22 protein-coding genes and 1 pseudogene are annotated in these 25,304 nt (G+C 72.7%); 10 read left to right on the top strand and 13 right to left on the bottom strand.

Translation table 11 applies throughout. The features are described 5' to 3' along the window. Positions 1 to 1,236, bottom strand: coding sequence for a glucose-1-phosphate adenylyltransferase (gene glgC, locus ACQPY0_RS39855; protein ID WP_432973146.1), 1,236 nt, complete (start codon positions 1,234 to 1,236; stop codon positions 1 to 3). Between the two features lie 62 nt (positions 1,237 to 1,298). On the opposite strand from glgC, the gene glgA reads away from it, so the two are divergent. After that, complete coding sequence (gene glgA, locus ACQPY0_RS39850) at positions 1,299 to 2,492, top strand: glycogen synthase (protein WP_432973143.1); 1,194 nt, start codon at positions 1,299 to 1,301, stop codon at positions 2,490 to 2,492. On the opposite strand, the gene pcaD is transcribed toward glgA, so the two are convergent. Continuing rightward, positions 2,477 to 3,244, bottom strand: a complete 768-nt coding sequence (gene pcaD, locus ACQPY0_RS39845) for a 3-oxoadipate enol-lactonase (RefSeq protein WP_432973140.1) — start codon at positions 3,242 to 3,244, stop codon at positions 2,477 to 2,479. The genes glgA and pcaD overlap by 16 nt on opposite strands. A gap of 189 nt (positions 3,245 to 3,433) precedes the next feature. Between pcaD and ACQPY0_RS39840 the strand changes: the two are divergent. Beyond that, a pseudogene (locus ACQPY0_RS39840) lies at positions 3,434 to 5,266 on the top strand (ATP-dependent Clp protease ATP-binding subunit); the annotation flags it as partial. Positions 5,267 to 5,362: 96 nt separating this feature from the next. Beyond that, positions 5,363 to 6,268 carry a hypothetical protein gene (locus ACQPY0_RS39835; protein WP_432995552.1) on the top strand — a complete coding sequence of 302 codons (906 nt, stop codon included), beginning with the start codon at positions 5,363 to 5,365 and terminating at the stop codon, positions 6,266 to 6,268. Positions 6,269 to 6,839: 571 nt separating this feature from the next. Here ACQPY0_RS39835 and ACQPY0_RS39830 read toward each other — a convergent pair. The 5 genes from ACQPY0_RS39830 to ACQPY0_RS39810 all read right to left on the bottom strand — a co-directional run bounded on the left by ACQPY0_RS39830 (position 6,840) and on the right by ACQPY0_RS39810 (position 14,027). Continuing rightward, positions 6,840 to 7,718 carry a hypothetical protein gene (locus ACQPY0_RS39830; protein WP_432973138.1) on the bottom strand — a complete coding sequence of 293 codons (879 nt, stop codon included), beginning with the start codon at positions 7,716 to 7,718 and terminating at the stop codon, positions 6,840 to 6,842. A 623-nt stretch (positions 7,719 to 8,341) separates the two neighbouring features. After that, positions 8,342 to 9,649 carry a nickel/cobalt transporter gene (locus tag ACQPY0_RS39825; RefSeq protein ID WP_432973135.1) on the bottom strand — a complete coding sequence of 436 codons (1,308 nt, stop codon included), beginning with the start codon at positions 9,647 to 9,649 and terminating at the stop codon, positions 8,342 to 8,344. Positions 9,650 to 9,681: 32 nt separating this feature from the next. Continuing rightward, positions 9,682 to 10,959: a hypothetical protein gene (locus tag ACQPY0_RS39820; RefSeq protein WP_432973132.1), complete on the bottom strand. Its 1,278-nt coding sequence runs from the start codon at positions 10,957 to 10,959 to the stop codon at positions 9,682 to 9,684. Between the two features lie 57 nt (positions 10,960 to 11,016). Beyond that, the gene (locus ACQPY0_RS39815; RefSeq protein WP_432973129.1) at positions 11,017 to 12,633 is read right to left on the bottom strand and encodes a DUF4331 domain-containing protein; all 1,617 of its coding nucleotides are present in this window, start codon (positions 12,631 to 12,633) and stop codon (positions 11,017 to 11,019) included. 635 nt (positions 12,634 to 13,268) lie between these two features. Next, positions 13,269 to 14,027 carry an SAM-dependent methyltransferase gene (locus tag ACQPY0_RS39810; RefSeq protein ID WP_432973126.1) on the bottom strand — a complete coding sequence of 253 codons (759 nt, stop codon included), beginning with the start codon at positions 14,025 to 14,027 and terminating at the stop codon, positions 13,269 to 13,271. Positions 14,028 to 14,342: 315 nt separating this feature from the next. On the opposite strand from ACQPY0_RS39810, the gene ACQPY0_RS39805 reads away from it, so the two are divergent. From ACQPY0_RS39805 to ACQPY0_RS39790, 4 genes are all read left to right on the top strand, one after another. Next, a complete protein-coding gene (locus ACQPY0_RS39805; protein WP_432973123.1) occupies positions 14,343 to 15,164 on the top strand; it encodes a SigB/SigF/SigG family RNA polymerase sigma factor in 822 nt (273 codons plus the stop codon). A gap of 109 nt (positions 15,165 to 15,273) precedes the next feature. After that, on the top strand, positions 15,274 to 15,432 hold the full coding sequence (locus tag ACQPY0_RS39800; RefSeq protein ID WP_432973120.1) for a hypothetical protein: 159 nt from the start codon (positions 15,274 to 15,276) through the stop codon (positions 15,430 to 15,432). A 364-nt stretch (positions 15,433 to 15,796) separates the two neighbouring features. Beyond that, positions 15,797 to 16,318, top strand: a complete 522-nt coding sequence (locus tag ACQPY0_RS39795; protein WP_432973117.1) for a hypothetical protein — start codon at positions 15,797 to 15,799, stop codon at positions 16,316 to 16,318. Then, positions 16,267 to 16,563, top strand: coding sequence for a methylenetetrahydrofolate reductase (locus ACQPY0_RS39790; protein WP_432973114.1), 297 nt, complete (start codon positions 16,267 to 16,269; stop codon positions 16,561 to 16,563). The genes ACQPY0_RS39795 and ACQPY0_RS39790 overlap by 52 nt, the downstream gene beginning before the upstream one ends. 5 nt (positions 16,564 to 16,568) lie before the next feature. Here ACQPY0_RS39790 and ACQPY0_RS39785 read toward each other — a convergent pair whose 3' ends face one another. After that, positions 16,569 to 17,537: a GlxA family transcriptional regulator gene (locus ACQPY0_RS39785; RefSeq protein WP_432973111.1), complete on the bottom strand. Its 969-nt coding sequence runs from the start codon at positions 17,535 to 17,537 to the stop codon at positions 16,569 to 16,571. A 75-nt stretch (positions 17,538 to 17,612) separates the two neighbouring features. On the opposite strand from ACQPY0_RS39785, the gene ACQPY0_RS39780 reads away from it, so the two are divergent. From ACQPY0_RS39780 to ACQPY0_RS39770, 3 genes are all read left to right on the top strand, one after another. Further along, positions 17,613 to 18,881, top strand: coding sequence for an APC family permease (locus tag ACQPY0_RS39780; RefSeq protein ID WP_432973107.1), 1,269 nt, complete (start codon positions 17,613 to 17,615; stop codon positions 18,879 to 18,881). 47 nt (positions 18,882 to 18,928) lie between these two features. Then, complete coding sequence (locus tag ACQPY0_RS39775) at positions 18,929 to 19,270, top strand: YciI family protein (RefSeq protein WP_432973104.1); 342 nt, start codon at positions 18,929 to 18,931, stop codon at positions 19,268 to 19,270. Between the two features lie 85 nt (positions 19,271 to 19,355). Continuing rightward, entirely contained in the window at positions 19,356 to 20,531 is a 1,176-nt protein-coding gene (locus tag ACQPY0_RS39770; protein ID WP_432995550.1) for an RNA polymerase sigma factor, read from the top strand. Between the two features lie 273 nt (positions 20,532 to 20,804). Here ACQPY0_RS39770 and ACQPY0_RS39765 read toward each other — a convergent pair whose 3' ends face one another. From ACQPY0_RS39765 to ACQPY0_RS39745, 5 genes are all read right to left on the bottom strand, one after another. Next, complete coding sequence (locus ACQPY0_RS39765; RefSeq protein WP_432973101.1) at positions 20,805 to 22,556, bottom strand: MFS transporter; 1,752 nt, start codon at positions 22,554 to 22,556, stop codon at positions 20,805 to 20,807. Beyond that, positions 22,553 to 22,978, bottom strand: a complete 426-nt coding sequence (locus ACQPY0_RS39760; protein ID WP_432973098.1) for a MarR family winged helix-turn-helix transcriptional regulator — start codon at positions 22,976 to 22,978, stop codon at positions 22,553 to 22,555. Before ACQPY0_RS39760 ends, ACQPY0_RS39765 begins: the two co-directional genes overlap by 4 nt. Before the next feature lie 138 nt (positions 22,979 to 23,116). Next, on the bottom strand, positions 23,117 to 23,833 hold the full coding sequence (locus ACQPY0_RS39755) for a hypothetical protein (RefSeq protein WP_432973095.1): 717 nt from the start codon (positions 23,831 to 23,833) through the stop codon (positions 23,117 to 23,119). 476 nt (positions 23,834 to 24,309) lie between these two features. Continuing rightward, positions 24,310 to 24,456 (bottom strand): hypothetical protein, encoded by a 147-nt coding sequence (locus ACQPY0_RS39750; protein WP_432973092.1) that lies wholly within the window; start codon positions 24,454 to 24,456, stop codon positions 24,310 to 24,312. Between the two features lie 33 nt (positions 24,457 to 24,489). Continuing rightward, entirely contained in the window at positions 24,490 to 25,227 is a 738-nt protein-coding gene (locus ACQPY0_RS39745; protein ID WP_432973088.1) for an IclR family transcriptional regulator, read from the bottom strand. Positions 25,228 to 25,304: the final 77 nt, after the last annotated feature.

Here is a 25,304-nt window from a genome sequence, read left to right as displayed (position 1 = left end):
TCAGGGCTCGACGCGCTGCCCCTTGCCGACCACGATGATGCCGCCTTCGGAGACGGTGAAGCGCTGCCGGTCACGCTCGAGGTCAACGCCGATCTCGGCGCCCTCGGGCACGACGACGTTCTTGTCCAGGATGGCGTTGCGGACGACGGCGTGCCGGCCGATGTCCACGCCCTCCATGAGCACCGAGCCCTCGACGTGGGCCCATGAGTGCACCTTGACGTTGGGGGAGACGACCGAGTTCTCCACCAGCGAGCCGGAGATGACCGCGCCGGGCGAGATCACCGAGCCGATCGCCCGGCCGACCCGCTCGCCCCAGCCGTGCACGAACTTCGCCGGCGGCCAGGGGCTGTTGCCGGTGTAGATGGGCCAGTCGAAGTTGTACAGGTTGAAGACCGGCTGCACCGCGATGAGGTCCATGTTGGCCTCGTAGTACGAGTCCAGCGTCCCGACGTCGCGCCAGTAGCCGCGGTCGCGTTCCGAGCTGCCCGGGACCACGTTGGTGCTGAAGTCGTACACCGCGGCGTCGTTCTTCTCCACGAAGTACGGGATGATGTTGCCGCCCATGTCGTGCTTGCTGGACGGGTCCTGCGCGTCGCGGGTCACGGCGTCGATGAGCGCGTCGGTGGTGAACACGTAGTTGCCCATCGAGGCGAAGATCTCGCCGGGGGAGTCCGGCAGCCCCCGGGCGTCCTTGGGCTTCTCCCGGAACGCGCTGATCTCCCGCCCGCCCGGGCCGACCTCGATCACGCCGAACTGGTCGGCGCTGGACAGCGGCTGGCGGATGCCGGCGACGGTGGCCAACGCGCCCGTCTCGATGTGCTGGCGCACCATCTGCTCGGGGTCCATGCGGTAGATGTGGTCGGCGCCGAAGACGATGACGTAGTCGGGACGCTCGTCGTTGATGAGGTTCAGGCTCTGGTAGATGGCGTCGGCGGACCCGGCGAACCAGCGCGGCCCGAGGCGCTGCTGCGCGGGCACCGGCGTGACGTAGTTGCCCAGCAGCGTCGACATCCGCCACGTCTTCGTCACGTGCCGGTCCAGCGAGTGCGACTTGTACTGCGTGAGCACGACCATCTTGAGATAGCCGCCGTTGGCCAGGTTGGACAGCACGAAGTCGATCAGGCGGTAGATGCCGCCGAACGGCACCGCGGGCTTGGCCCGGTCCGTGGTCAAGGGCATCAGCCGCTTGCCCTCGCCTCCGGCGAGGACGATCGCGAGGACGTTCTTGGCAGCCATGGGCCAGACGCTAAACGTGTCCGGCGTGTTGCGCCAGACGATCAGCAATTACTGTTTGGGGCGTGCGAGTAGATCTGCTCACTCGAGAGTACCCGCCGGATGTGTACGGCGGCGCCGGCGTGCATCTGGAGTACCTCGCCCGCGAGTTGCGCAACCTGCGATCCGCGGCGCTCGACGTGCGTGTGCACTGTTTCGGGGCGCCGCGCGGCGAGGCCGGCGTGACCGGTTACGCCGATCCGGCCGGGCTCGCCGGGGCCAACGCCGCCCTGCGCACCATGGGCGTCGACCTGGAGATGGCCGCCGGCTGTGCGGGGACCGACATCGTGCACAGCCACACGTGGTATGCCAACCTCGCCGGCCACGTCGCGAAGCTGCTGCACGGCGTGCCGCACGTGGTCACCACGCACAGCCTCGAGCCGCTGCGGCCGTGGAAGGCCGAGCAGCTCGGCGGCGGCTACGCGCTCTCGTCCTGGTGCGAGCGGACCGCGATCGAGGCCGCCGACGCCGTCATCGCCGTCTCGGCCGGGATGAAGGCCGACGTGCTGCGCGCCTACCCGTCCGTCGACCCCGACAAGGTGCACGTCGTCTACAACGGCATCGACACCGAGCAGTACTCGCCCGACCCCGCCACCGACGTGCTGGAGCGCCTCGGCGTCGACCCGCTGCGCCCCAGCGTCGTCTACGTCGGGCGGATCACGCGGCAGAAGGGGTTGCCGTACCTGCTCAGGGCCGCCCGCTCCCTGCCGCAGGACACGCAGTTGGTCCTGCTGGCCGGCGCCCCCGACACCCCCGAGATCGCCGCCGAGGTCACCGCGCTCGCCGACGAGCTGCGGGCGACCCGCACCGGCGTGGTCTGGGTGCAGGAGATGCTGCCCAAGCGCGAGGTCATCCAGGTGCTGACCCACGCCACCCTCTTCGTCTGCCCGTCGATCTACGAGCCGATGGGCATCGTCAACCTCGAGGCGATGGCGTGCCAGACCGCGGTCGTGGCGACCGCGACCGGCGGCATCCCCGAGGTCGTCGCCGACCACGAGACCGGGCTGCTCGTGCCGATCGAGCAGATCGGCGACGGCTCCGGCACTCCGCTGGACCCGGACCGGTTCGTCGCCGACCTCGCCGGCGCGATGCGGACCCTGCTGGAGGACCCGGCCCGGGCGGCGGCGCTGGGCCGCGCCGGGCGGCAGCGGGCCGTGGATCACTTCTCGTGGGCGGCGATCGCCGACCGGACCCTGGCGGTGTATCAGTCCGTCACGTGATCGCTGATCAGCTGGCTGATCGTGTCCGGCTGCTCGACGTTGGCCAGATGGGCGGCGTTCGGCACCACGACCAGCCGGCTGTTCCTGATCCTGCGATGGATCAGCTCGCCGTGCTCCGGCGGGGTGGCCGGATCGTCGGCCCCGGCGATGACCAGCGTCGGGGCGGCGATGCGGGCCAGGTCCTCGCGCAGGTCCATCGCCGCGATCGCCTCGCATCCGGCCGCGTAGCCCTCGGCCGGGCAGGCCGCGATCATCGCTCGGTACGAGGTCATCCTCGTCGGAAGCGCGGCCCGGTAGCGCGGGGTGAACCAGCGGCCGAGCACCGCGTCGGCGACCGGCTGCATCCCGCCCGCGCGCACCTGCCGGGCCCGGTCCAGCCAGCCGTCGGAGGGCGGCAGGTGGGCCGAGGTGCAGATGAGCACCAGGCGCTCGATGCGCTGCGGCGCGTTCGCCGCCAGCCACATGCCGACCATGCCGCCCAGGGACAGGCCGCAGTACGAGGTCCGCTCGATGCCGAGGCGGTCGAGCAGGGCGAGCACGTCGCGGCCGAGGTCCTCGATGCGGTACGGGCCCTGCGGGACCGGGGAGGCGCCGTGGCCACGGTGGTCGAAGCGGACCACCCGCAGGCGGTCGCCGAAGCGGGGCAGCTGGGGGCGCCACATGTCGAGGTTGCTGCCCAGCGAGCCGCCGAGCAGCAGGAAGGGCGCACCGAGGGGGCCCGCGGTGCGCTGGAACAGCGTCGTTGCCGTCACCGCCTTCTTGTACCACCTCGCTTCGCTCTCGGCGGAATGGTGTGGGCGTGCGTGTGCGATATCTTCGTTCTCGGGCAGTGCGCCTGCCCGCGTCACCGCTGGTGACCAAGAGGCCTCGACTCAGCGCATCCTCCCTTCACCGCGAGGGCGGGTGCTGGGCTGGCGCCCGCCGGAAGGCGTCGATGCCCCATGTTCGAGCGTTTCACGGACCGTGCCCGCCGCGTCGTCGTGCTGGCCCAGGAGTCCGCCCGCACCCTCAACCACAACTACCTCGGCTCCGAGCACCTGCTGCTCGGCCTGCTGATGGAGGGTGAGGGCGTGGCCGGCGCCGCCCTGCGCGTCCTCGGCGTGACCCTCGACGCCGCCCGCCGCGAGGTCGAGGACATCGTCGGCGTCGGCGCCCACGCCCCGACCGGCCACATCCCGTTCACCCCGCGCGCCAAGAAGATCCTCGAGCTGGCCCTGCGCGAGTCGCTGCGCCTGGGCCACAACCACGTCTGCACCGAGCACGTGCTGCTGGGCCTGATCCGCGAGGGCGAGGGCACCGCCGCGCAGATCCTCCTCCGCCTGGGCGCCTCGCCCAACGCCATGCGCGCCCAGATCATGGACGCCCTGACCGGCCACCCGTCGGCCCTCGCCGAAGCCCCGCAGGGCAGCGTTGTCCTGGACCAGTTCGGCCACAACATCACCGAGGCGGCCCGCACCGGCGCCCTGGACCCGGTCATCGGCCGCGACCGCGAGATCGAGCGGGTCGTGCAGATCCTGTCCTGCCGCCGCAAGAACAACCCGATCCTGACCGGCGAGCCCGGCGTCGGCAAGACCGCCGTCGTCGAGGGCCTGGCCCAGCGCATCGTGGCCGGGTCGGTGCCCGCCGCGCTGGCCGGCCGCCAGCTCTACTCGCTCGACCTCGGCGCCCTGGTCGCGGGCTCGCGCTACCGCGGCGACTTCGAGGAGCGCCTCCGCAAGGTCCTCAAGGAGATCCGCACCCGCGGCGACGTCATCGTCTTCATCGACGAGATCCACACCCTGATCGGCGCCGGCGCCGCCGAGGGCGCGATCGACGCGGCCAGCCTGCTCAAGCCGCTGCTGGCCCGCGGCGAGCTGCGGACCATCGGCGCCACGACGACGGAGGAGTATCGCCGCTACATCAGCCGCGACGGCGCGCTGGACCGCCGCTTCCAGCCGGTCGTGGTCGAGCCGCCGTCGCCGGAGGAGACCCTCGCCATCCTGCGGGGCCTGCGCGCCGGCTACGAGTCCCACCACGGCGTGACCTACACCGAGGCGGCGCTGCGGGCCGCGGTCACCCTGTCGGACCGTTACGTCCCGGACCGCCGCCTGCCCGACAAGGCGATCGACCTGCTGGACGAGTCCGGCGCCCGCACCGCCCTCGCGTCCCCCTCCGCCGTTGCCTCCTCCTCCTCTTCCTCCTCCTCCCCGGCCGCCGTTGTCGACCGGGACCGCATCGCCGAGGTGCTGGCCGCCTGGACCGGCATCCCGGTCGGCACCCTGTCGGCGGACGAGGCCGAGCGGCTGCTGGCTCTGGAGGAGTCCCTGCACCGCCGCGTGGTCGGCCAGCACCACGCGGTCCGCGCGGTGGCCGAGGCGATCCGCCGCTCCCGCACCGGCCTGTCCGACCCCAGGCGCCCCACGGCGTCGTTCATCTTCGCGGGCCCGTCGGGCGTCGGAAAGTCCTCGCTGGCCAAGGCCCTGGCCGAGCACCTGTTCGGCACCGAGGAGGCCCTGATCCAGCTCGACATGTCGGAGTATCACGACCACCACACGGTCTCCCGCCTGGTCGGCGCCCCACCCGGCTACGTCGGCCACGACGACGGCGGCCAGCTGACCGAACGCGTCCGCCGCCGCCCGTTCTCGGTCATCCTCTTCGACGAGATCGAAAAAGCCCACCCAGACGTCTTCAACGCCCTGCTACAGATCCTGGAAGACGGCCACCTGACCGACGCCCAGGGCCGCCGCGCCGACTTCCGCCACACAATCCTGATCCTGACAACAAACCTGGGCACCCCCACTTCCCCAGCCGGCTTCACCGCCCCACCCCCACCGTCCCCCTCGTTCCCCCCACCCCCCACCCTCACCGCCACCCCGCCCTCTCCCACCCCCATGCCTCCCAAGCCCACGTCTGCGAGCTCCGACCCTCCTCCCCCCGCGTCGGGTTCTGCTGTGCCCGTGTCTCCCGCGTCGGGTTCTGCTGTGCCCGTGTCTCCCGCGTCGGGTTCTGCTGTGCCCGTGTCTCCCGCGTCGGGTTCTACTGTGCCTGCCTCTCCCACGTCGGGGCTTCCTGCGCCTACGTCTCCCACCCCCGGCTCTCCCACGCCCAGCTCTTCCGCCTCCGGGCCTGCCGCGCACGGCTCTTCTTCGTCCAGGTCTGCTGCGTCCGGCTCTTCCTCCTCCGGGTCTGCTGCGTCCGGCTCTTCCTCCTCGTCTGGGCCTGCTGCGTCGGGCTCTTCCTCGTCTGGGTCTGCTGCGTCCGGCTCTTCCTCCTCCGGGTCTGCTGCGTTCGGGTCGCAAGGGCCGAGATCTCTCATGCCGGGGTCTCCCGATCCCGCCTACGCTCGGGACCTGCGACGCCATTTCCGCCCCGAGTTCCTCAACCGCATCGACGAGGTCCTGGTCTTTCACCCGCTGACCACCCCCGACCTCCTGGAGATCGTCGACCACCACCTGACCCGCCTGATCGCGGAGCTACAGTCCCGAGGCATAACGCTCACGGTCACCGCCTCGGCCCGCCACCACCTGGCCGCCGCCGGCGCCGACCCGACTCTGGGCGCACGCCCGGTCCGCCGAGCCATCCAACGCGAACTGGAGACCGAACTCTCCACCCAACTGCTCCGCTCCACCCTGCCCCCGGCCGCCACCATCACCGTCGACACCCCGCCCCACCCCCAGCCCGCGGGCCCAGCCATCACCGACCGCCACCTGACGTTCACCATCACAGCCACCCCCGTCCCACCACCGCCCGCCACCTCCACCCAGCCCTGCGAACCCGACCGAGTCCAAACGCCCTGACCCCGTCGCTGGAGCAGCGGTCCGTGCCTTGGTGCCGTGGCCGCTGACGGTGCCGGTCGGGCGATGCCGATGCTGTCCGCCCTCTACGGCCGGGATCTGCACGCCCCCGACGACCCGCCTGCCCGCAGCTGCGGCTCGTGTCCGGCCTGACCGCCGGCGGATACGTCGATGAGGCCGCCGATCCCGGCCCCTCCGGCGGCCGCGGGCTCTCGACGGCGGGTTTCCAGCCGCGGGCTCTCGGCGGCGAGCCCTCGGCGGCATGCCGTGCAGGCTGGCCCCGACGTCCGCGGCGCTCGGTGGCGCCTCGTGCCGGGTGCGGCTCACGGTGGCCGGTCTGCTCCTTGCGGCCTCCGAATGTTGTCGTGCAGGCCGACGCCGCCGCCCCACTCGCATCCTCGCGTCGGGCGTCGCTTGCTGTCGCCCGTTGGCGGCTCTCCTGCGGCGACGAGCTCAGGGCGCAGCGGTGCGGAGGCCGTTGACGCAGCCCTTCGGGCGCGCGCCCGGCCTCCTGCGGGGCGTCCGTGGTCACCGCCCGCAGGCCTGGGTCGCGGAACGTGGGCATCAGGTCGGGTCAGTAGGTCAGGGCGGGAGCGTCGGACTCCTGGGTCGGGAGAACGACGATCTCCGAGGGGAGCACCGTGCGGGTCGAGGGGTCGTCGTCGAGCCTGATGTCGTACGCGATCGGGCCGCCGGTGGTGAACCAGTGAGCGCCCAGGACCGTGCCCTCGCGGCGGGGGCCCTTGCCCGGCTGGCGCACCCGTGTGCCGGGGGCATGGCCGTCCTCGGCGATGACGAGCAGGGCGTCGAGGGTTTGGCGTACGCCCGGCCAGGGGGCCGGCGGAATCCGTGGGTCGCCGGCCGGGTCCTCCGTCGGGGTGCACAAGCGGCGGTGGGCCAGGGTCAGCAGGTCGGCGGCGTGGCGGGTGGCCGGCTCGGGATGGTGCTGGGCCGCGGCCAGGGCGGCGTCGATGCGGTGCCAGCGGGCGGCGGCCCGGGCCGTGAGGAACGTGCGGGCGGCTCGGTCGACGTCGGCGCAGGTGGTGTCGACGGCCGTCTCCTCGCCCAGCTCGGCGGTCCAGGCCAGGTCCAGCGGGGCGGGGATCAGGCCGGGGGCCTCGTGGGCCACGACCAGGTACACCATCGCGAGGAGCTCCGGGCGTAGGTCGCCGCCGTAGAAGTCCAGCTCCTTGAACTCGCCGGGCGGGAAGCGGTCGGTCAGATGGCGGGCGCGGCCGGCGGGGAGGCGGGCGGCCGTGCGGGTGGCGGCCAGCTTGTCCTCCGGCGTGCGCTCTTCGCGGCCGAGGATGCTCCAGCGGCCCCGGGCGAGGGCCACCGGATACACGGTGCGGCCGGTGTTGGCCAAGGTCTCGCCGGGGGAGAGGCCGGCGGCCGCCAGTTGGCGGGCCGCGATCGAGTACGGGACGCCGGTCTGGGCGGCGTGGGCTCGCACGGCTCGGCGCCGGGCGCGGTCGCGGCCGGAGCGCGACCGGGAGCGGGAACGCTGGGCGGGGGCAGGGGCAGGATCACCGGCCGGCGGCTCTACGGACGCAGGCGATGCCAGGCCGTCGGGTGCGGTTGATGTGGGGCTGTCGGATCCGGCGGACGTCGAGGTGTCGGGTGCGGAGGACGGCTGGCCTCCGGACGCGAGCGATGCAGGGTCGTCGGGTGTGGGTGACGTCGGGCTGTCGGATGCACCGGGCGTTGAGGCGTCGGGTGCGGGGGACGCCTGAGCGCTGAGCGTAGGGGACTCCGGGTTCTCGGATGCGGGGAGTGCCGGGCCGTCAGACGTGGCGGATGTCGAGGCGGCGGCGTCGTGAGGTGCGGGAACCGGGGTCGTGGGGTGCTGGGTGTGGTCCTGGTCGGCCATGTCGAGTCCTCCGGCGTCGACCCACGCTCGCACCGATCGGACGGCGAATGCATCCGCCGGGCAGCATCGAGCGTGCCCAGACCGGTGCGCTGAGTCGGAGCCTCTTGGCCTCGGGCCCGGTCGGCGTGGGCGGCCGGGCAAGGCTCGGGCAGGCGCACTGCCCACCCACACAATACCGCCCGCCGCCCATCGCCGCCTGCCCCCGTTCACAGCGCCGCGAAGGAGCGCACGGCCAGGGCCGAGCCGACCAGGAGTACCAGTGCGGCGGTCCCGGTCGGGGCGAACCGGGCCAGCCTCGGGCCGGGGCGCAAGCGGGTCGGCCAGCTGTCGCGGACGCGGATGAGCACCAGGCCTGCGGCGGTCAGTACGGCGGCCATGCCGGCGCCGTACGACAGGACGAGCAGCACACCGAACCACGTCCGGCCCAGGGCGATCGCGCCCAGGAGGACCACCAGGGCGGACGGGCTGGGGACCAGGCCCCCGGCCACGCCCATGCCGATGATCGACCAGCGGCTCGGGCCCGCCGGATGGGCGTGGCCGGCGTGGTGATGGTCGTGCGAGTGGGAGTGCGGATGAGTGCGGCGGCGGAGCATCGTCGCTCCGATGAGCGCCACCAGCAGGCCGCTCACCACGCCCAGCCAGCCCAGGACCGTCTCGCCCGCCAGGCCGGCGACCGACGTGAGCAGCAGGCCGAGCGCGAGTACCCCGCCCGTGTGCGTGAGCGTGACGGTCGCCCCGACCGCGAGGGCGTCCCGCGGCCGGCCCCGGCGCCCGGCGAGGTACGCCGCCATCACCGTCTTGCCGTGGCCCGGCAGGGCGGCGTGCGCCCCGCCGAGCAGGAGCGCCAGCAGTACGGCCAGAATCCCGGCGAACGGCGTGAGCTCCCGGCTCGCCGCCCAGCCCCGCAGGCGCTCCTCGGCGGCGGAAAGCCATGACGGCAGCGGCGACGGCCCGGGCGGCGGTGACGAGGCCACCGTGGAACCGCCGGGCTCGACGGCCAGGCGGGCCGAGCGGACGTCGGGCGGGGAGCTGAGCAGGTCCTCGGGGTAGGTGCGCAGACCGTCGGTCCGGCTGGCGGTCGGCAGCGGTGACGACACGAGGTGTACGCCCTCGGCGACCGCGGTCAGCTCGCGCCATCCGACACGATCGTCGCGGTAGCGGCTGGTCACCTCGGCGACGGCGGACCTGGACAGGTCGGCCGGTGCGGACAGTGTGCACTCCAGACGGCTGGTCCGCAGCCCGGCCGCGCCGTCGGAGTAGGAGACGGACGACGCGTCGACGGTGAATCGGAGCGGCCCGCCGGCGATGCGGACGGCGAAGGCGGCGTTGAAGGCGGCGCACTCCGTGGCGGCGTCCAGCGACGGCTGCTGCAGGGTGGGCAGCTCGGCGAAGTCGACGGTGACGGCGGCGCCGACCCGGGACGGGGTGAACGTCAGCGCGGTGAGCTGGTTGACGGAGAAGTTCCCGAGCGGATGTGCGCTCGCGGCGGCAGGGGACAGAACCAAAACCGCCACCAGAAACGCCATAACAAGTGAGACCCGCCGCATCACGGCTCCAGGGAGGACAGGGCCCGCAGCGCGGCCGGGGCGTCGATGGGGGAGAAATGCGGGTTGAGCGAGAGCGCCAGCTGCAGCTGCAGCTTCGCGGTGACGCGGTCGCCGGTGCCGAGCGCGATCATGCCGTGGTGATAGGCGATGGTCGGGTCGAGCCGGCCGAGCGCCTCGGCCCGCTGGATGAACGGCAGCGCCTCCGCTGGGCGGCCGGCGGCGTTGCGGCTCCAGGCCACGGCGTCGGCGACCTCGGCGAACTGGCGGCGGTCCCACTCCCGCTCGGCCATCGCCACCGCCTCGGCGGGGCGCCCGGCGGCCATGGCGAGCGCGGAGGCGCCCAGGTCGTCGGTGCCGCCGTTGGCGACGAAGAGCTGGTGGGCGGCCTCGGCGAGCTTGAGCGCCGGGGCCGGGTCGCGGCCGGCGGCGGTCAGCATTCGGGCCTGCTCGACGAGGGCGTCGACGGTCGGGGCGCGGGCGACGACCTTGTCGAGATCCGCGAGCGCCCGGTCCAGGTCGCCGGAGGCGGCATCGACGCGGGCCTTGAGCTGCCACAGGCCGACGACGCCGTCGTCGGCCGCCAGTCCCAGCGACACCTCCCGCGCCGCGGTCGCCACGTCGCCCGCGGCCCAGGCCAGCGCGGCCAGGTGCTGGTGGCAGAACGCGATGTCGGCAGGCTCGGTGGCGGCCGCGAGCGCGCGCCGCATGAGCTCGGCCGCGTCGGTGCGCCGCCCGTGCTGCTCCAGGTCGTAGGAGGCTCGGGTGTAGGAGGCGAGACCCGGCTTGAGGTCGAGCATGTGCTGCACGGCGTCGGTGGCCTCGGCCGGGTGCCCGAGCTGCGTCTCGGCGTCAGCCAGCACGCCGTAGGCGGTGTCGGAGAACGCGTCGGCGGACAGCGCCTGCTGCGCCAACGACCTGGCCCCGGCGAAGTCGTGCCGGGCGTTGGCCAGGGCGCCGAGGCCGGCGAGGGCGAGCGCGTTGCCGGCCCGCACCTGCAGGGACTTGCGCAGCGCGCCCTCGGCCTTGGGGTAGTAGGACGGGTCCGCGGCGGCCCGGGCCTGCTCCAGATAGGCGGAGCCAAGGGCCGCCCAGGTCGTCCAGTCGCCGGGGACCTCCCGCAGCCGCTGCTGGTAGGCGGCGATCGTCGCCGGGAGCTTCGCCTCGGGCGGGGCCGCGGTGAAGGACGTGGACACGGCGGTGGGGCGCCCCGCGACCGCGCCCAGCCCGAAGAGCAGCGCGGCGGCCAGCGTCACCGTCAGGATCGTGCGGAGTCGCATCGCTTGCCTCCTTGGCAGGTGCCGGGGCGGGCCCGCGGGCCCGCCCCGGGGAACGGGTCAGGACAGCGGGGAGCGGCGCCGCCGCCACCAGCCGAGGAACAGGGCGGCGCCGAGCCCGGTGGCCAGCGCGGAGGTCCCGACGGTCACCGCGGTCATCGCGGTGCCGGACTCGAAGGCCGACGGCGTCGGGTTGAGGGCTTCGGCGGCCTGGGACGCGCTCGGGGACACGGACGAGGACGCGGAGGAGGCCGGCGCGGACGAGGCACGACTGCTGTTGGGCAGCGCGACGTAGGGGAACGAGCCGGAGAAGGCGTTGTCGTTCGCGTCGACCTTGTCGCCGGCGGCGAGGGCGTCGACGAGCCTGCCGGTCACCGCGGCCCCCTCGACCGCCTGCAGCGAGATGTCCACGACGTCGTCGGTGAGCCGGCGGCCGTTCGGGTAACCCTGCAGGTCACCGCCGAGCACCCCGAGCCGGTTCGGCTGCGCGGTGACCGGGACGCCGAGGTTGAGCCGCAGCATCTCCGACGGCCGGAAGTTCGCCGGATCGACGTCGGCGTTGTTCAGCTGCGAGTTGAGATCCGCCTTGATCGGGCCGCCGGCCTTCGTGGTGATGCCCGTCAGGAAGATCTCGCTGAGGTCGGTGCGCGGGGTCGCCGGGGCCGGCACCTTGTAGATGCCCTCGATGAGCTTCGGCAGTTCCGGATCGTTGACCCGCTGCACGACGGCGGGGATGCAGGCGTCCTGGTCCGGGCCGATGGCGTTGAACGCGTCCTTGAGCCCGGCCGGCACGACCACCTCGTTGACCAGCGGGTTGCCCAGCCGCGAGACCTGGACGCGCTCCGCGGTGCGGATGTCGCCGGACGCGGACGGGCCGCTGAGCCTGGTCCTGGCGCGCTCGGTGGTGCTCCACACGCCGATGACCGGGTTGCGCTTCGGGTCGCCCTTCAGCGCCACGTCGGTGAAGGGCACCTGCAGGGCGATGGTGTTGACGTTGTATCCCGCGAGCGTGTCCCGGCCGACCTCGCTCAGATCCCCGCCGTAGAGCAGGTCGAACACCCGCAGGTCGAGGTAGAACGGATCGTCGGCCTGCCCGGCGAAGACGTTCCAGCCACCCGGCAGGCGCTTGTCGGCATCGGCGCGCAGCTTCGCGTAGTCGGGCATCGTCGCGCGTCCGACCCGCGACGGGGCGACCGGGGCGCCCGAGACCCGGGTCTTGAACGGCTCGCCGTGGAAGGACGACTCGAGGGTGTAGGTCTGGCGGAAGAGCAGGTTCTCGTCGTCGAGCGAGGTGACCGGCCCGTTGGCGTAGAGGAAGGTGTTGCCGCCGCGCTTGTCGACATTGCTGAACGTCCAGCGGAACACCGCGTCGGGCTTGGCGTCGCCGTCGTTGTCGACGTTGATGAGATACACGGCGTCGGTGGCGAAGGGGTAGAAGTTCGGGCCGCCGTCCGGGTCGGAGAACGGCTGCCAGTTGGCGACGAACGTGACGTAGCCGGCGCGCTCGGGACTGACGAACGCGTAGAGGTCGGTGTTGTCGACCGCCGGGTCGGCGGCGATGAGCGGCGCCTCCCGGTGGCTCGACGCGGCCGAGGAAACCGGCCCCAGGCCGGCCAGCGCGACGCCGGCGGCCACCAGCGTGGCGGCCCCGGCCCGCAGGACGGAAACGATTCGCATCTGCGTGGTCCTCCCACATCCGTGGCGGTCCGAGCTGTCGAACCGCCTGCGGGAGGACTTCGGAGCAGTGCGCGCAGCCGGTTGGCCGCTGTCCGGTTGTGGTCAGCGACCCATCCGGGCCGTGGGCTGGGAACGAATGCCGGGGATCAGCGTTTGACGCGAACGCCGGGGATCAGTGCTTGACGGCGGCGAAGGCGACGGCGGTGGCGGCGCCGCTCGAACGGCGACGACGGTGCGGGAGGGGCCGGGGACGAGAGCCAGGGATCAGCGCCGACGCCGAGTGGGCCGTGGCTGTGGGCCGGGGACGAGCGCTGAGGATCAGTGCTTGACGCCAACGCCGACGCCGACGCGGGACGGGGGCCGGGAACGAGTGCCGGGGGATCAGCGCTCACGCCGACGACGACGGGGGAGGGGCCGGGGAGGAGTACTGGGATCAGCGTTTGACGCCGACGCCGACGACGGTGCGCGAGTGGCCGGGACGAGTGCTGGGGATCAGCGTTTGACGCGGACGCCGACGTAGGCCGCGTCCGGGGTTGAGCGTTTTACGCCGACGCCGACGCCGACGCCGACGCCGACGCGACGCGACGCGACGCCTTTGCCGTTGCGGGAGGTGAGCCGGGGACGAGTGCCTGGGGTCAGTGCTTGACGCCGACGCCGCCGTAGCCGTGTGACGTGGTGTCTTCGCCTGGCGCTGGGCGCCACTGGCCGGCCCAGACCAGGCCGGGGTTGAGCATCTCGTAGCCGTCGAAGAAGCGTTGGATCTGGGCGTGCGTGCGCGGGACTATCGGGGCGTTCGACGTGCGGTAGACCTGCGTTCCCTGTTCGGCCGGCGCCGCGTCGACTCCGTCCAGTGTCAGGTGCGAGACCACCAGGTGGCTGCCCGGGGCTGTTGCGTCGTGCAGACGGGCGATCAGGCTCCACGGGTCAGCCTCGTCGGGCACGAAGTGCATGATCGACACCAGCATGATCGCCACCGGCTCGGCGAGGTCCAGGTGGCCGCAGACGTGGGGGTCGGCCAGCAGTGCCTCCGGCTCGCGCAGGTCGGCCAGGGCGACCGAGACCCGCTCGTCGTCCTTGACCAGTGTGCGGGCCTGTGCGACGGCGACCGGGTCGTTGTCGACGTAGACCACCCGGCCGTCGGTGTGCTCGTGCACGTTGCCCTGCGTGGGCAGGCCGGCGCCGATGTCCAGGAACTGGCGTACGCCGGCCGCCTGGGTGAGGTGTCGCACGGCGCGCTGCATGAACCGCCGGTTCGTGTGCGCGGCCGCCGGCGTGTCGGGGAAGATCGCCAGGATCTTCTCGGCAGCCTCCCGGTCGGCGGCGAAATTGTGGTAGCCGCCGAGGTAGTAGTCGTACATCCGCGCGACGTTCGGGACCGTGGCATCGATCGACATGAGCGCAACAATATGGGGTGCCGGGTGCGAACGCGCCCCTCGTCTTATGCCGTGCGGCAAGTTCTTGTAAGGTGGAGGCGTCCCGCCTCGCCTGGGTGACATATCCCCATGCGGCCGGGTCCGTCCAGAAAGCGGCGGCCCCGGAGGGCTGCGCCGGCGCTCAAGACATGGGCGCTGTGAGCGTCACTCGATCGGATTTCGGGCGCGCCTGCCTGCAACCGCAGGGTTTCCCGCTCGTACCCCACGCAAACCCGACCGTTTCGGAGTGCCGTGGCGCCGGTCGTGCGGTACCGGATGGAAAGGCTGAACCCTGTCATGAGTTCTGACGTCCTGAGCGGCGACGTGCAACAACACGAGACCCGAACCCGCGCCAACCGCGAAACCGACGCCCGGGCCAAGGCGCTGCTGTCGCTGCTCGCCGACCTTCCGGCGGGCACCGACCGCGACCGCGTCCGCGCCCGGCTGATCGAACTGTACATCCCGCTCGCCGAGTATCTGGCCCGCCGCTTCCGCAACCGTGGCGAGCACCTCGAGGACCTCGTCCAGGTCGCGAACCTCGGGCTGATCAAGTCCGTGGACGGCTTCGACCCCGGCCGCGGCGCGGCGTTCACCAGCTACGCGATCCCGATGATCGTCGGTGAGCTCAAGCGCCACTTCCGCGACAAGGGCTGGGACGTGCGCGTCCCGCGCCGGCTGCAGGAGCTGCGCCTGGAGATCGGCAAGGTCTCCGGTGACCTGGCCCAGGACCTCGGCCGCTCGCCGACGGTCGCCGACCTCGCCGCCCGGCTGGGCGTGAGCGAGGAGGAGATCATCGAGGGGCTGGACTGCGGGCAGGCGTACCGCGCGCTGTCGCTGGACGCCCCGGTCGGCGACGCTGGCGACGGCGGGGCCTACGGCCTCGGCGACCTGCTCGGCGGCGACGACCCCGACATCCGCAACGTGGAGAATCGCGAGGCCCTGCGCCCGCTGCTGGCCAGGCTGCCGGTGCGGGAACGGAAGATCATCGCGATGCGCTTCCACGGCAACCTCACCCAGTCGCAGATCGCCGCGGAGCTGGGCATCTCCCAGATGCACGTCTCCCGGCTGCTGGCCGGCGCGCTGCGCGGCCTGCGCGAGCAGCTCACCCGCGAGGACTGAGATTTTTCGCGACCCGCCTGGCGTGCTTGGCGTGCCGGGCGGGTCGCAGCCCGTACCGTAGGTCGCCGAGGGGGTGGGCGAAATGGGTAAATCGGGTAAATCGCCGGAATTGAAGTGGGTGCTTCGGCCCAACCACGCGGAGCTGGCCGAGCACGACGGCAAGGAGATCTACGCGTTCGGCGACACCGACGCCGTGGGCCGGGTCGAGGTCACCCTCACGGACGGCACCCGCGTGCGAGTCCGCCGTACCGAGCTCATCCCGTGCTGAACGGCTAGGTTCTGTTCGTGAATGCGTAGCGACGGGTTGCTCGTAAGGCCACATGGCCGTATGCTGGTGTTGCTTGACGCACTGCCCGGGGCCGCAAGGGGCCCTGCCGAGTCAACCGGACACCACCGTCCCGGCACCGCATCATCCAGATGCCGATCCGCGACGGCCGCAGCGCAGCCCCAGCCACGTCGGCTGGGGCTGGCGTGCTCGGCGAAGTATCGGAACGATGCCCTCGACAACCCCGGGATGAGACCGGCACAGTCGCTGTGCCGGACCACACCGGAACGACGAGGCGCAAACACCGGACTGCTTCATAGCTCGGGGCACCAACCATCAGTTATGGACAGGCCTTAGGTTTTCGGGGATGGGCAACAACAACGCGTTCGAGATCGTCTGCGAGATCGAGCCGCCGACGCGGCCGGACATCCGCCACGTGCGGCACCAGATCGGGGTGCTCGCCCCGGTCGCGCACGCGTTCCTCATCCCCGACAACCACATCGGCCGGGCCACGGTCTCCAGCATCGCCGTGGCGCACGAGGTGGCCGCGATGGGCGGGCGCAGCATCGCCTGCCTCAACTCCCGTGACCGCAACCTGCTGGGCTTCCACCGCGACCTGCTCACCGCCGCGGCGTACGGCGTCGACGAGTTCCTCTTCGTGCACGGCGACAAGCCGGCCGCCGGTCTGCGCTCCGGCGACCTGACCGTCCGCACCATGATCGCCGAGGCCCGCGCGATGGGGGAGCGCCCGGGCTTCACCCGCCGCACATCGGCGTCGCGGCGGCCCTGCGCCGGGTGCCGGCCTGGAAGCGCGAGGCCGACGTGGTCTTCGCGCAGATGTGCTTCGACACGGACGCGCTCCTGCGCTGGCGCGAGGAGCAGCGACTGACCCAGAAGGTGTACGCCGGGGTGCTCGTCCTGACCAGCGCCGCCATGGCCCGTCGCCTGGCCGCCATGATCCCCGACATCGACATCCCGCCCGCGCTCGTCGAGCGTGTCCAGGCCGACCCGCGCGCCGGCGTCGCGGCCGCCTGCGAGCAGGTCGAGGCACTGCGCGCAAGCGGCGCCTTCGACGGTGTGCACCTGGTGACCGTGTCCCGCTACCGCGAGGTGGCGCTGGCCCTGCAGGGCTGACCCGGTCAGCGGTGAAAGACCTGGCGGTACGTCGTCGGGGTCACGCTCGTCTGCCGGGCGAAGTGGATGCGCAGGTTCGCCGGCGTGCCGAAGCCGGTCCGGCGCGCGATCCGTTCGATGGAGTCGTCGGTGGTCTCCAGCAGCTCCTGCGCCAGCCGGACCCGCTGCCCGACCAGCCACTGCAGCGGGCTCGTGCCCACGCTCCGGCGGAACCGCCGGGCGAACGTGCGCGGGCTCAGCCGCGCCTCCCGCGCCAGGTCCGCCACCGTCAGCGGCTGGTCGAGGCGCTGCCGGGCCCACTCCAGCGCCCCGCCGAGGCCGTCGTGCACCCACGGGCGCGGCGGCGGCGCGGCGAACTGCGACTGCCCGCCGTCGCGGTGCGGCGGCACCACCATCCGCCGGGCCACCTCGTTGGCGACCGCGGCGCCGTGGTCGAGCCGGACCAGGTGCAGGCACAGGTCGATCGCCGCGCCCGTGCCGGCCGAGGTGAAGACGTCGCCCTCCTCGGTGTAGAGCACGTCCGGGTCGAACGTCACGCGCGGGTAGCGCTGCGCGAAGTCGAACGCGTTCATCCAGTGCGTGGTCGCGCGGCGCCCGTCGAGCAGCCCGGCCGCCGCCAGCACGTACGCCCCCGTGCAGATCGCCACGATCCGCCGTCCGCGATCGTGCGCCTCCCGCACCGCCGCGACCAGGTCGTCCGGCGGCTCGACCTGCCGGGCCCGGGCGAACGCGGGCAGGATCACCGTGTCCGCCTCCGGCAGCGCCGACAGCGGGTGCGGCGCGTCGACGCTCAGCCCCGAACGCGCCGGGTGCCGGCCCGGGGCTGAAGCGCAGAACCGCAGCTCGTACCACGGATCGGCGAGGTCGGCGCGGTCGATGCCGAACACCTCGCAGGGCACCGCCAGCTCGAAGACGGGCATGCTCTCGGTGACGGCGACGCCGACGACGTGCCGGCGGCCGGGCTCCCGCGTCATGGCAGGAATCTATCGCAGAACGACATTCCTGCCACTCGCCGCTTCCCGCGGTACGGCATGAGGATCTTTGTCGTGATGACCGTTCCGCAGGGCGCGGCCCTGTCCATCGGCGCCGTGCTCGGCACCGGCGTGATCGCCCTGCCGGCGCTGGCCGCCCAGATCGCCGGCCCCGCGTCGCTGCTCGCCTGGGCCGCCCTGGTCGTGCTGTCCGTGCCGCTCGCCGCCACCTTCGCCGCGCTCGGCGCCCGCTACCCCGACGCCGGTGGCGTCGCCACCTACGCGCGCACCGCGTTCGGCCGTCGCGCCGCCGCCGTCGTGGGCTGGTCGTTCTACTTCGCCGTCCCGGTCGGCGCCCCGGCCGCGGCGCTGTTCGGCGGCGCGTACGTCGCCGCGGCCCTCGGCGGCGGCACCCGCACGACCCTGCTCACCGCAGCCGGGCTGATGCTCACCGTGACCATCGGCAACCTCGGCGGTGTGCGCGTCTCCGGCCGCCTCCAGCTCGGCCTCGCCGCCCTGCTCGTCGCGCTGCTGCTCACCGCGACCCTGACCGCGTGGCCGCACGCGAGGGCCGCCAACCTGCACCCGTTCGCCCCGCACGGCTGGTGGGCGATCGGACCCGCCGCCGCGGTGCTGGTCTGGGGCTTCGCCGGCTGGGAGGCGGTCACGTCGCTGGCCGCCGACTTCCGCCGGCCCGGCCGCGACCTGCCCCGGGCCACCGCGATCGCCCTGGTCGTGGTCGCGGTGCTGTACCTCGGGATCGCCGCCGCCAGCATCGCCGTGCTCGGCCCGGCCATGACCGCCGGGTCCGGCGGGGCCCCGCTGGCCGAGCTGCTCGCGATCGGCGTCGGCGGCAAGGTCCGGACCATCGCCGCCGGCGCCGCGGTGCTGCTCACGCTGGGCACCATGAACGCGTACTACGCCGGCGCCGCGAAACTGGGCGCCGCGCTCGGCCGCGACGGTGCGCTGCCGGCCTGGTTTGCCCGCGGAGCCGCCCCCGGCGCGGTGCCCCGCCGCAGCCTGCTGGTCGTCGCGCTGCTCGGCGCCGTATCGCTCGCGGTCGTCGCCGCGACCGGGACCGGCACCCGTGCGCTCGTGCTGCTCACCAGCGGGTGCTTCGTTCTGGTGTACCTCATGGGCTCCGCCGCCGCCGTCAAGCTCCTGCCTCGCAGCTCCGCCGCCCGCCGGTGCGCGCTCGCGGCCCTGGTCGCGTCCGTGGGCCTGATGATCGTCACCGGCTGGTACGTGCTCGGGACGCTGGTGATCGCGGCCGGCGCGCTGTTGTACACCCGCCGGAGTCCTTCCGAAGAAAAATCCGGCCGCGTTGTCGATTCCGTGGCGGCCTGATTGACGTAGGAGTGTCAGGAGACAACTTCGTCATTGAGGAGCCCGTGATGGCCCAGTACCTGATTCTGATCTACGAGGACGAGGCCGGCTACGCCGAGGCGGACCCGGGCCTGCTCCAGGAGGTCATGGACGCCCACAACCGCTTCGCCGGGCAGGTCGGCGAGCTCGGCGGCACCCTCGTCGGCGGCAACGCGCTGCGGGAGACCACGACGGCGACGTCGATCCGCGGCGACGTGGTCACCGACGGGCCGTTCGTGGAGACCAAGGAGGTGCTCGGCGGGTACTACCTGATCGACGCCAAGGACCTCGATCACGCGCTGGAGATCGCCAAGCTCTGCCCGGCCCGCTTCGGCGGCGTCGAGGTACGTCCGGTGATGATCTTCGAGTAGAGCGGGTGACATGAACGCCGCCGGTGCGAATGCGGACGGGGTCCGGTCGGCGATCGCCGACGCGCACCGTCGCGAGTGGGCCCGCGTGCTCGCCGCGACGGTGCGCGTCGCGCGCGACCTGGACCTGGCCGAGGAGTGCGTGCAGGACGCGTACGTCTCGGCCATGGACGCCTGGCTGCGTCAGGGCGTGCCGGCCAACCCCGGCGCCTGGCTGACCACGGCGGCCCAGCGTCGCGCCCTCAACGCCCACCGGCGGGCGGCGACATTGCGCTCGAAACTGCCGCTACTGGTCGTACCGGATGCGCCGGATACGCCGCAGAGCGACGATCCGTTCCCCGACGACCGCCTCCGCCTGGTCTTCACCTGCTGCCACCCGGCGCTGGCCCGCGAGGCCCAGATCGCCCTGACGCTGCGCCTGGTCTGCGGCCTCACCACCGCCGAGATCGCCCACGCCTTCCTCGTCAGCGAGCCGACCATGGCCGCCCGCGTCACCAGGGCCAAGAAGAAGATCGCCGCGGCCCGGATCCCGTACCGCGTGCCGGAGTCCGGCGAGCTTCCCGACCGCCTCGACGCCGTCCTGACCGTGGTCCACCTGGTCTTCACCACCGGCCACACGGCCCCGACCGGCGACGCGCTGCTCCGCCACGACCTCGTCGACCGCGCCCTGGAGCTGGCCCGGACCCTCTGCGCCCTGATGCCCGACGAGCGTGAGGCCGTGGGCCTGCTCGCGCTACTGCTCCTGCACGACGCCCGGCGGGCGACGCGGGTCGCGCCGGACGGCCGGATGCTGCTGCTGCCGGAGCAGGACCGCGGCCGGTGGGACGCCGACCGGATCGCCGAGGGCCTGCGGCTGGTCCGGGCCTGCCTGCGCGGCGGCCGCCCGGGCCGCTTCGCGCTGCAGGCGACGATCGCCGCCCTGTACACCGAGGCCCCGACCTACGCCGAGACCGACTGGAGCCAGCTGCGCGCCGTGTACGACCTGCTGCTGGCGGCCTGGCCCTCGCCGGTGGTGGCCCTGAACCGGGCCGTGGTGATCGCGATGCTCGACGGGCCGGCGGCGGCCCTGCCCCTGCTCGACGCGCTGGAGGAGGACCCCCGCCTGGCGGCCTACCACTACCTGCCGGCCGCCCGCGCCGACCTGCTGCGCCGGCTCGGCGACACCGAGGCCGCCCGCGCCGCCTACGAGCGCGCCCTGTCCCTCTGCGACAACGCGGTCGAGCAGGCCTTCCTCCGCCGTCAGCGGGACGGGCTGGATGGTTGAAGCGGCGCCAGGCCCACCCCAGTCGCTTCTGTCGGATTTATGACCTGCCAGGCGAAAAATCCGACATGTCGCCCGGAGCCGGTCACGAATCGGGCCGGGCACCCGGGAAGGGTGTCCGGCCCGTCCGCAGCGCCGCGCGGTCCGTGGCAGTACCGTGCGGCGCCTCCCACAGGAGGGGCTAGAGGGCCAGATGCCGGGGCCGCGGCGGCCGCAGCGTGGCCCCAGTCACCGGGCTGGGGCCGGCGTGCTCGGCGAAGTGCCGAGACGATGCCCTTAGGGGGCGGCCGGAGTCTGGGGCGCGGTCTCGCCGATCTGGTGCTTGGCCGGCTTGATCAGGGAGGCCAGGCCGCCGATCAGGGACATGCCGATCGCCAGCCAGAAGACGATCACCAGGCCGTCGTGGAACGGGCCCGAGACCAGGTGCGGGAAGAACTCCCGGCCGGTCAGGGTGGCCGCGTTCGCCGCCGGGAGCTGGTTCAGCAGCTGGGGGCCGAGCAGGGACTGGATCGGGTTGTACCCCAGGAACGCCGCGAACAGCGTGCCCACCGGTGGCAGGTTCGCGATCGTGCCCGCCGCGTCGGCCGGGACGCCCTGGGCGGTCAGGCCGCTGCTGAGCGAGCCGGGCAGCGAGCCGGACAGGCCCGCGATCATCAGCGAGAAGAATACGCCGATGGACAGGACCATGCCGGCGTTCTGGAACGTGGCGCGCATGCCCGACGCGGCGCCGCGCAGGTGGGCCGGGACGCTGGACATGATCAGCGACGTGTTCGGCGCGGCGAAGAGGCCGCCGCCGAGGCCGTTGAGGAAGACCAGCAGGGCGAAGGCCCAGTAGGAGAAGTCGGTGGGCAGGATGAGCAGGCCGCCGAAGGACAGGGCCATGATGATCAGGCCGGAGGCGGCGAAGAGCCGCGGGCCGTACTTGTCCGACAGGTGCCCCGAGATCGGGCCCGCGGCCAGGAAGCCCACGGTCAGGGGCAGCAGGTAGATGCCGGCCCACAGGGGCGTGGACTCGTAGGAGTACCCGTGCAGCGGCAGCCAGATGCCCTGCAGCCAGATGATGAGCATGAACTGCAGGCCGCCGCGGGCGATCGAGGCGAGCAGGCCCGCGACGTTGCCGGAGGCGAACGCGCGGATCCTGAACAGGCCGAGCGGGAACATCGGCTCGGACACGTGGCGCTCGATCCAGGTGAAGATCGCCAGCACCACCACGCCGCCGATCAGGCCGGTCAGCACCCACGGGTTGGTCCAGCCCTGGCTGTGCCCGCCGTACGGCTGGATGCCGTAGGTGATCCCGGCCAGCAGTGCCGTCAGGCCGAGCGCGAACGTGACGTTGCCCCACCAGTCGACGCGCCCGGGCCGGCGCAGTCCGGTGTCGTGCAGGCTGCGGTACGCCCACACGGTCCCGATCAGGCCGATCGGCACGTTGACCCAGAAGATCGCGCGCCAGTTCCACTCGGCCAGCAGGCCGCCGAGGACCAGGCCGATGAACGAGCCCGCGATGCCGGCGACGATGTTGACGCCCAGGGCCATGCCGCGCTGGGCGGCCGGGAACGCGTCGGTGAGGATCGCGGCCGAGTTCGCCATGAGCATCGCGCCGCCGACGGCCTGCAGCACCCGCCAGCCGATGAGCCACAGCGCCCCGCCGGCGCCGTCGAACGGGTCGAGCGACAGCGCGATCGAGGTGATGGTGAACAGGGCGAAGCCGAGGTTGTAGATGCGCACCCGGCCGTACATGTCGCCCAGCCGGCCCAGGGTCACCACGAGCACGGCGCTGACGAGCATGTACCCCATCAGCATCCACAGCAGGTAGGAGACGTTGCCGGGGCTGAGCGGGTTGAGATGGATGCCGTTGAAGATGGCCGGCAGCGAGATCAGCACGATCGAGGAGTTGATCGTCGCGATCAGCATGCCGAGGGTGGTGTTGGACAGCGCCACCCACTTGTAGTGCGGGTGGTCCTTGCCGCCCGACAATGCGCCCCGGAAGCCGGACTTGCTGGCGCCGGACGCTTCAAGAGTGTCGGTCACTTGGCGAGCCTCTCCAGCGCTGGCAGCGCAGCCGCGATCAGCGCCTCTTCTTCTTCCGACAGGTCCACGAGCAGGGCGGCGACGTGTTCGGCGCGCACCGCGCGGCGCCGGTCGAGCAGCTCGACCCCGGCCGGCGTGACCCGGACGAGCACGACCCGCCCGTCGGCGGGGTCGGCGGCCCGCTCGGCCAGCCCCTCTCGCTCGAGGCGCTGGACGAGCTGGGTCATCGCGGGCTGGGTGACGCCCTCCGCGGCGGCGAGCTCGGTGAGCCGCCGCGGTCCTTCGCGCTCCAGTCGCCGCAGCGTCGAGGCGGCCGTGAGGCTGATGTCGTTCGGAGGGTTGCCCTGCCGCAGGAGGCTGAAGAGCCGTTCGACGGCGACCGTCAGGCGCGCAGGATCCAATGCGGTACGAGCAGCGGGCATACTCAATTCGTATCACGTGCTTATAGAAGTGTCTTATGTAGTGCGAGCAAGTTCACCCACCCTTGACGCCCCTGACACAAAGCACGACGCCGGCCGGAGCGTGGGCTCCGACCGGCGTCATGCGGTACCGCTGCGAAATTACATGCAGTTCGGGCTCTCGGTGATCGTCAGCCCGTCGACCAGGTTGCCGTAGCCCTCGTCGGTCGAGGCGCTGTCGATCGCGGTCAGCGTGACCCGGGTCGAGGTCTGCATCGGCCCGGTCTTGTACCACCCGTAGAGCCGCTTCCAGCGCGCGTCGTCGGACGAGTTGGAGTAGGCGTACGCCGAGCCGACGCCGTTGACCTGGCCGTCGTTGCGCGGGGTGCGGCCGAAGTGGATCTGCGTGGCGTCGACGTCCTTGCCGCCGGAGCTGTCCCGGGCCCGGATCCAGAACGACCAGTAGATCTTCGTGTTCGGCTTGGTCTTGATGTCCTGGTAGATCGAGTTGCCCTGGCCGGTCGCGTTGATCTCGGCGAACTGCTTGCCGAACCGGGGAGCGACGCCCATGTTGCCGCCCCAGATTTCGATCTTGCCGGCCGGGTCGTCGGTGCGCCAGCCCGGCACGTCGTCCTCGTCGAACTGCATGTAGTCCTTGCCGCCGAGCCGCGGCGACTCGAAGCCGCCGTTGACGGTCAGCTCCCGGCAGGGCAGCGCGGCGGGCTTGCCCTTGGTGGGCTTCGCCGGGCTGAAGGTCGCGCCGCCGTTGCCGCCACCCGGGCCGTGGCCCGAGTCCGCGGCGTGGGCGGGCGCGCCGATGAGCGTCGCCAGGAGCGAGGCCGCGCCGATCACGGGCAGCATCCGCTTGTGGTTGAGCATGGTGATCCCCCGTCGTCCGCCACGGCTGCGCTGCCGTGGCACCTCCGACGTGAGCCAAACACGCTGGTCTGCGCAAATCCGGGCAGATGAGGGAAATTCCGTATTTCGGGCATATTTCCCAGCCGTTCGGTCGGCCGGGAGCGCCCTACGCCGCGGGTTTCGTGCGCCGGCGGGCCAGCGGCCGCGCCAGGGGCTCCGCGGCGCGGGCCGTGATGGGGCCCAGGACCGCCAGCATGAGCACGTACGCGGCGGCGAGCGGCCCGACTCGCCCCGCGGCAGCAGGGCCGCCCGGCGCGTACCCGCCCGGGCAGCGCCACCCCGGCCCGCCGCGCCGCGATCCATCCGGTCGTGAGCTTCGACAGCACCCCGCACAGCGCGAGCACCGCGGCGATGCCGAGCATCGGCGGCGGCGCGCGGGTCGGTCCGCAGGCCGAAGAAGACGAAGAAGACCGCCGCGAACAGGTCCCGCAGCGGGGTCAGCAGCTGCCGGGCGGTGTGCGCCAGCGGCCGGGCAGCGCGATGCCGAGCGGGAACGCGCCGACCGCGGCCGAGACCTGCAGCAGCATCTCGTCGCTCTCGCCGGCCACGAAGCGCTCCACGATCCCGCCGAAGCGCAGCGCCACGAGCGGGACGAAACTGATCGTCGCCGCGGGCGTTCAGCCGTGCTGGGCCCCGGCCAGCTCGGCGGCGGCGCGCACCAGACCGGCGGCGACGTCCTCGGCGTGCTCGTCGGTCAGGCGTGACAGCGGCATCCCGCAGCTGATCGAGTCCGTCACCGGCAGCCCGCCCGCCCGGACCGCGACCGCGATGCAGCCGATGCCGGGCACCAGCTCGCCGCGCTCGTACGCCCAGCCGCGCGCCCGGCAGTCGGCGAGCGCCGCATCCAGCTCGGCGCGCTCCACCACCGAGTCCGCGGTCCGCGCCTCGACGCCCGCGTCCACGATCGCCTCGACCTCGGCGGTGTCGCGGCAGGCCAGGATCGCCCGGCCGCTCGCCGCGGAGATGGCCGGAAACCGCCGCCCCACCAGGGAGCCGGCCAGGTCGTGCGAGGCCTCGCGGCTGGCGAGGCAGACGATCGCCGTGCCGTCGAGGCGGACCAGCCGCACCGACTCGTCGAGCTGGTCGCGCAGCCGGGACAGGATCGGCCCGGCGAGCCGCGCGGTGCGGTCACCCCACAGATACGCGCTGCCGGGCCGCAGCGCCCCCACGCCGATGCCGAACGACGCTCCGTCGGCGTCCGTCTCGACCCAGCCCCGCGCGACCAGCTGCGCCAGCCGCCCGCGCAACACGCTCTCGGGCAGCCCGAGCTGCCGGCACAGGGCCTCGAACGTCATCCGATCGGGAGCGGCGGCCAGCCGCTCGAGCAGATCGAGGGTGGGGCTCTCATCGGCCATTCGCGGTCTTTTTCCTATCCGCCGCGCGCTAAACAACCTTGACTGATTCAAGTCTAGCCATGCCCCGCCACGGCCAA

Source organism: Dactylosporangium sp. CA-233914, assembly GCF_050942935.1.
Lineage (GTDB): Bacteria > Actinomycetota > Actinomycetes > Mycobacteriales > Micromonosporaceae > Dactylosporangium.
Note: the sequence above shows the minus strand (reverse complement) of the source record. Positions and strands in the feature narration are given on the sequence as shown.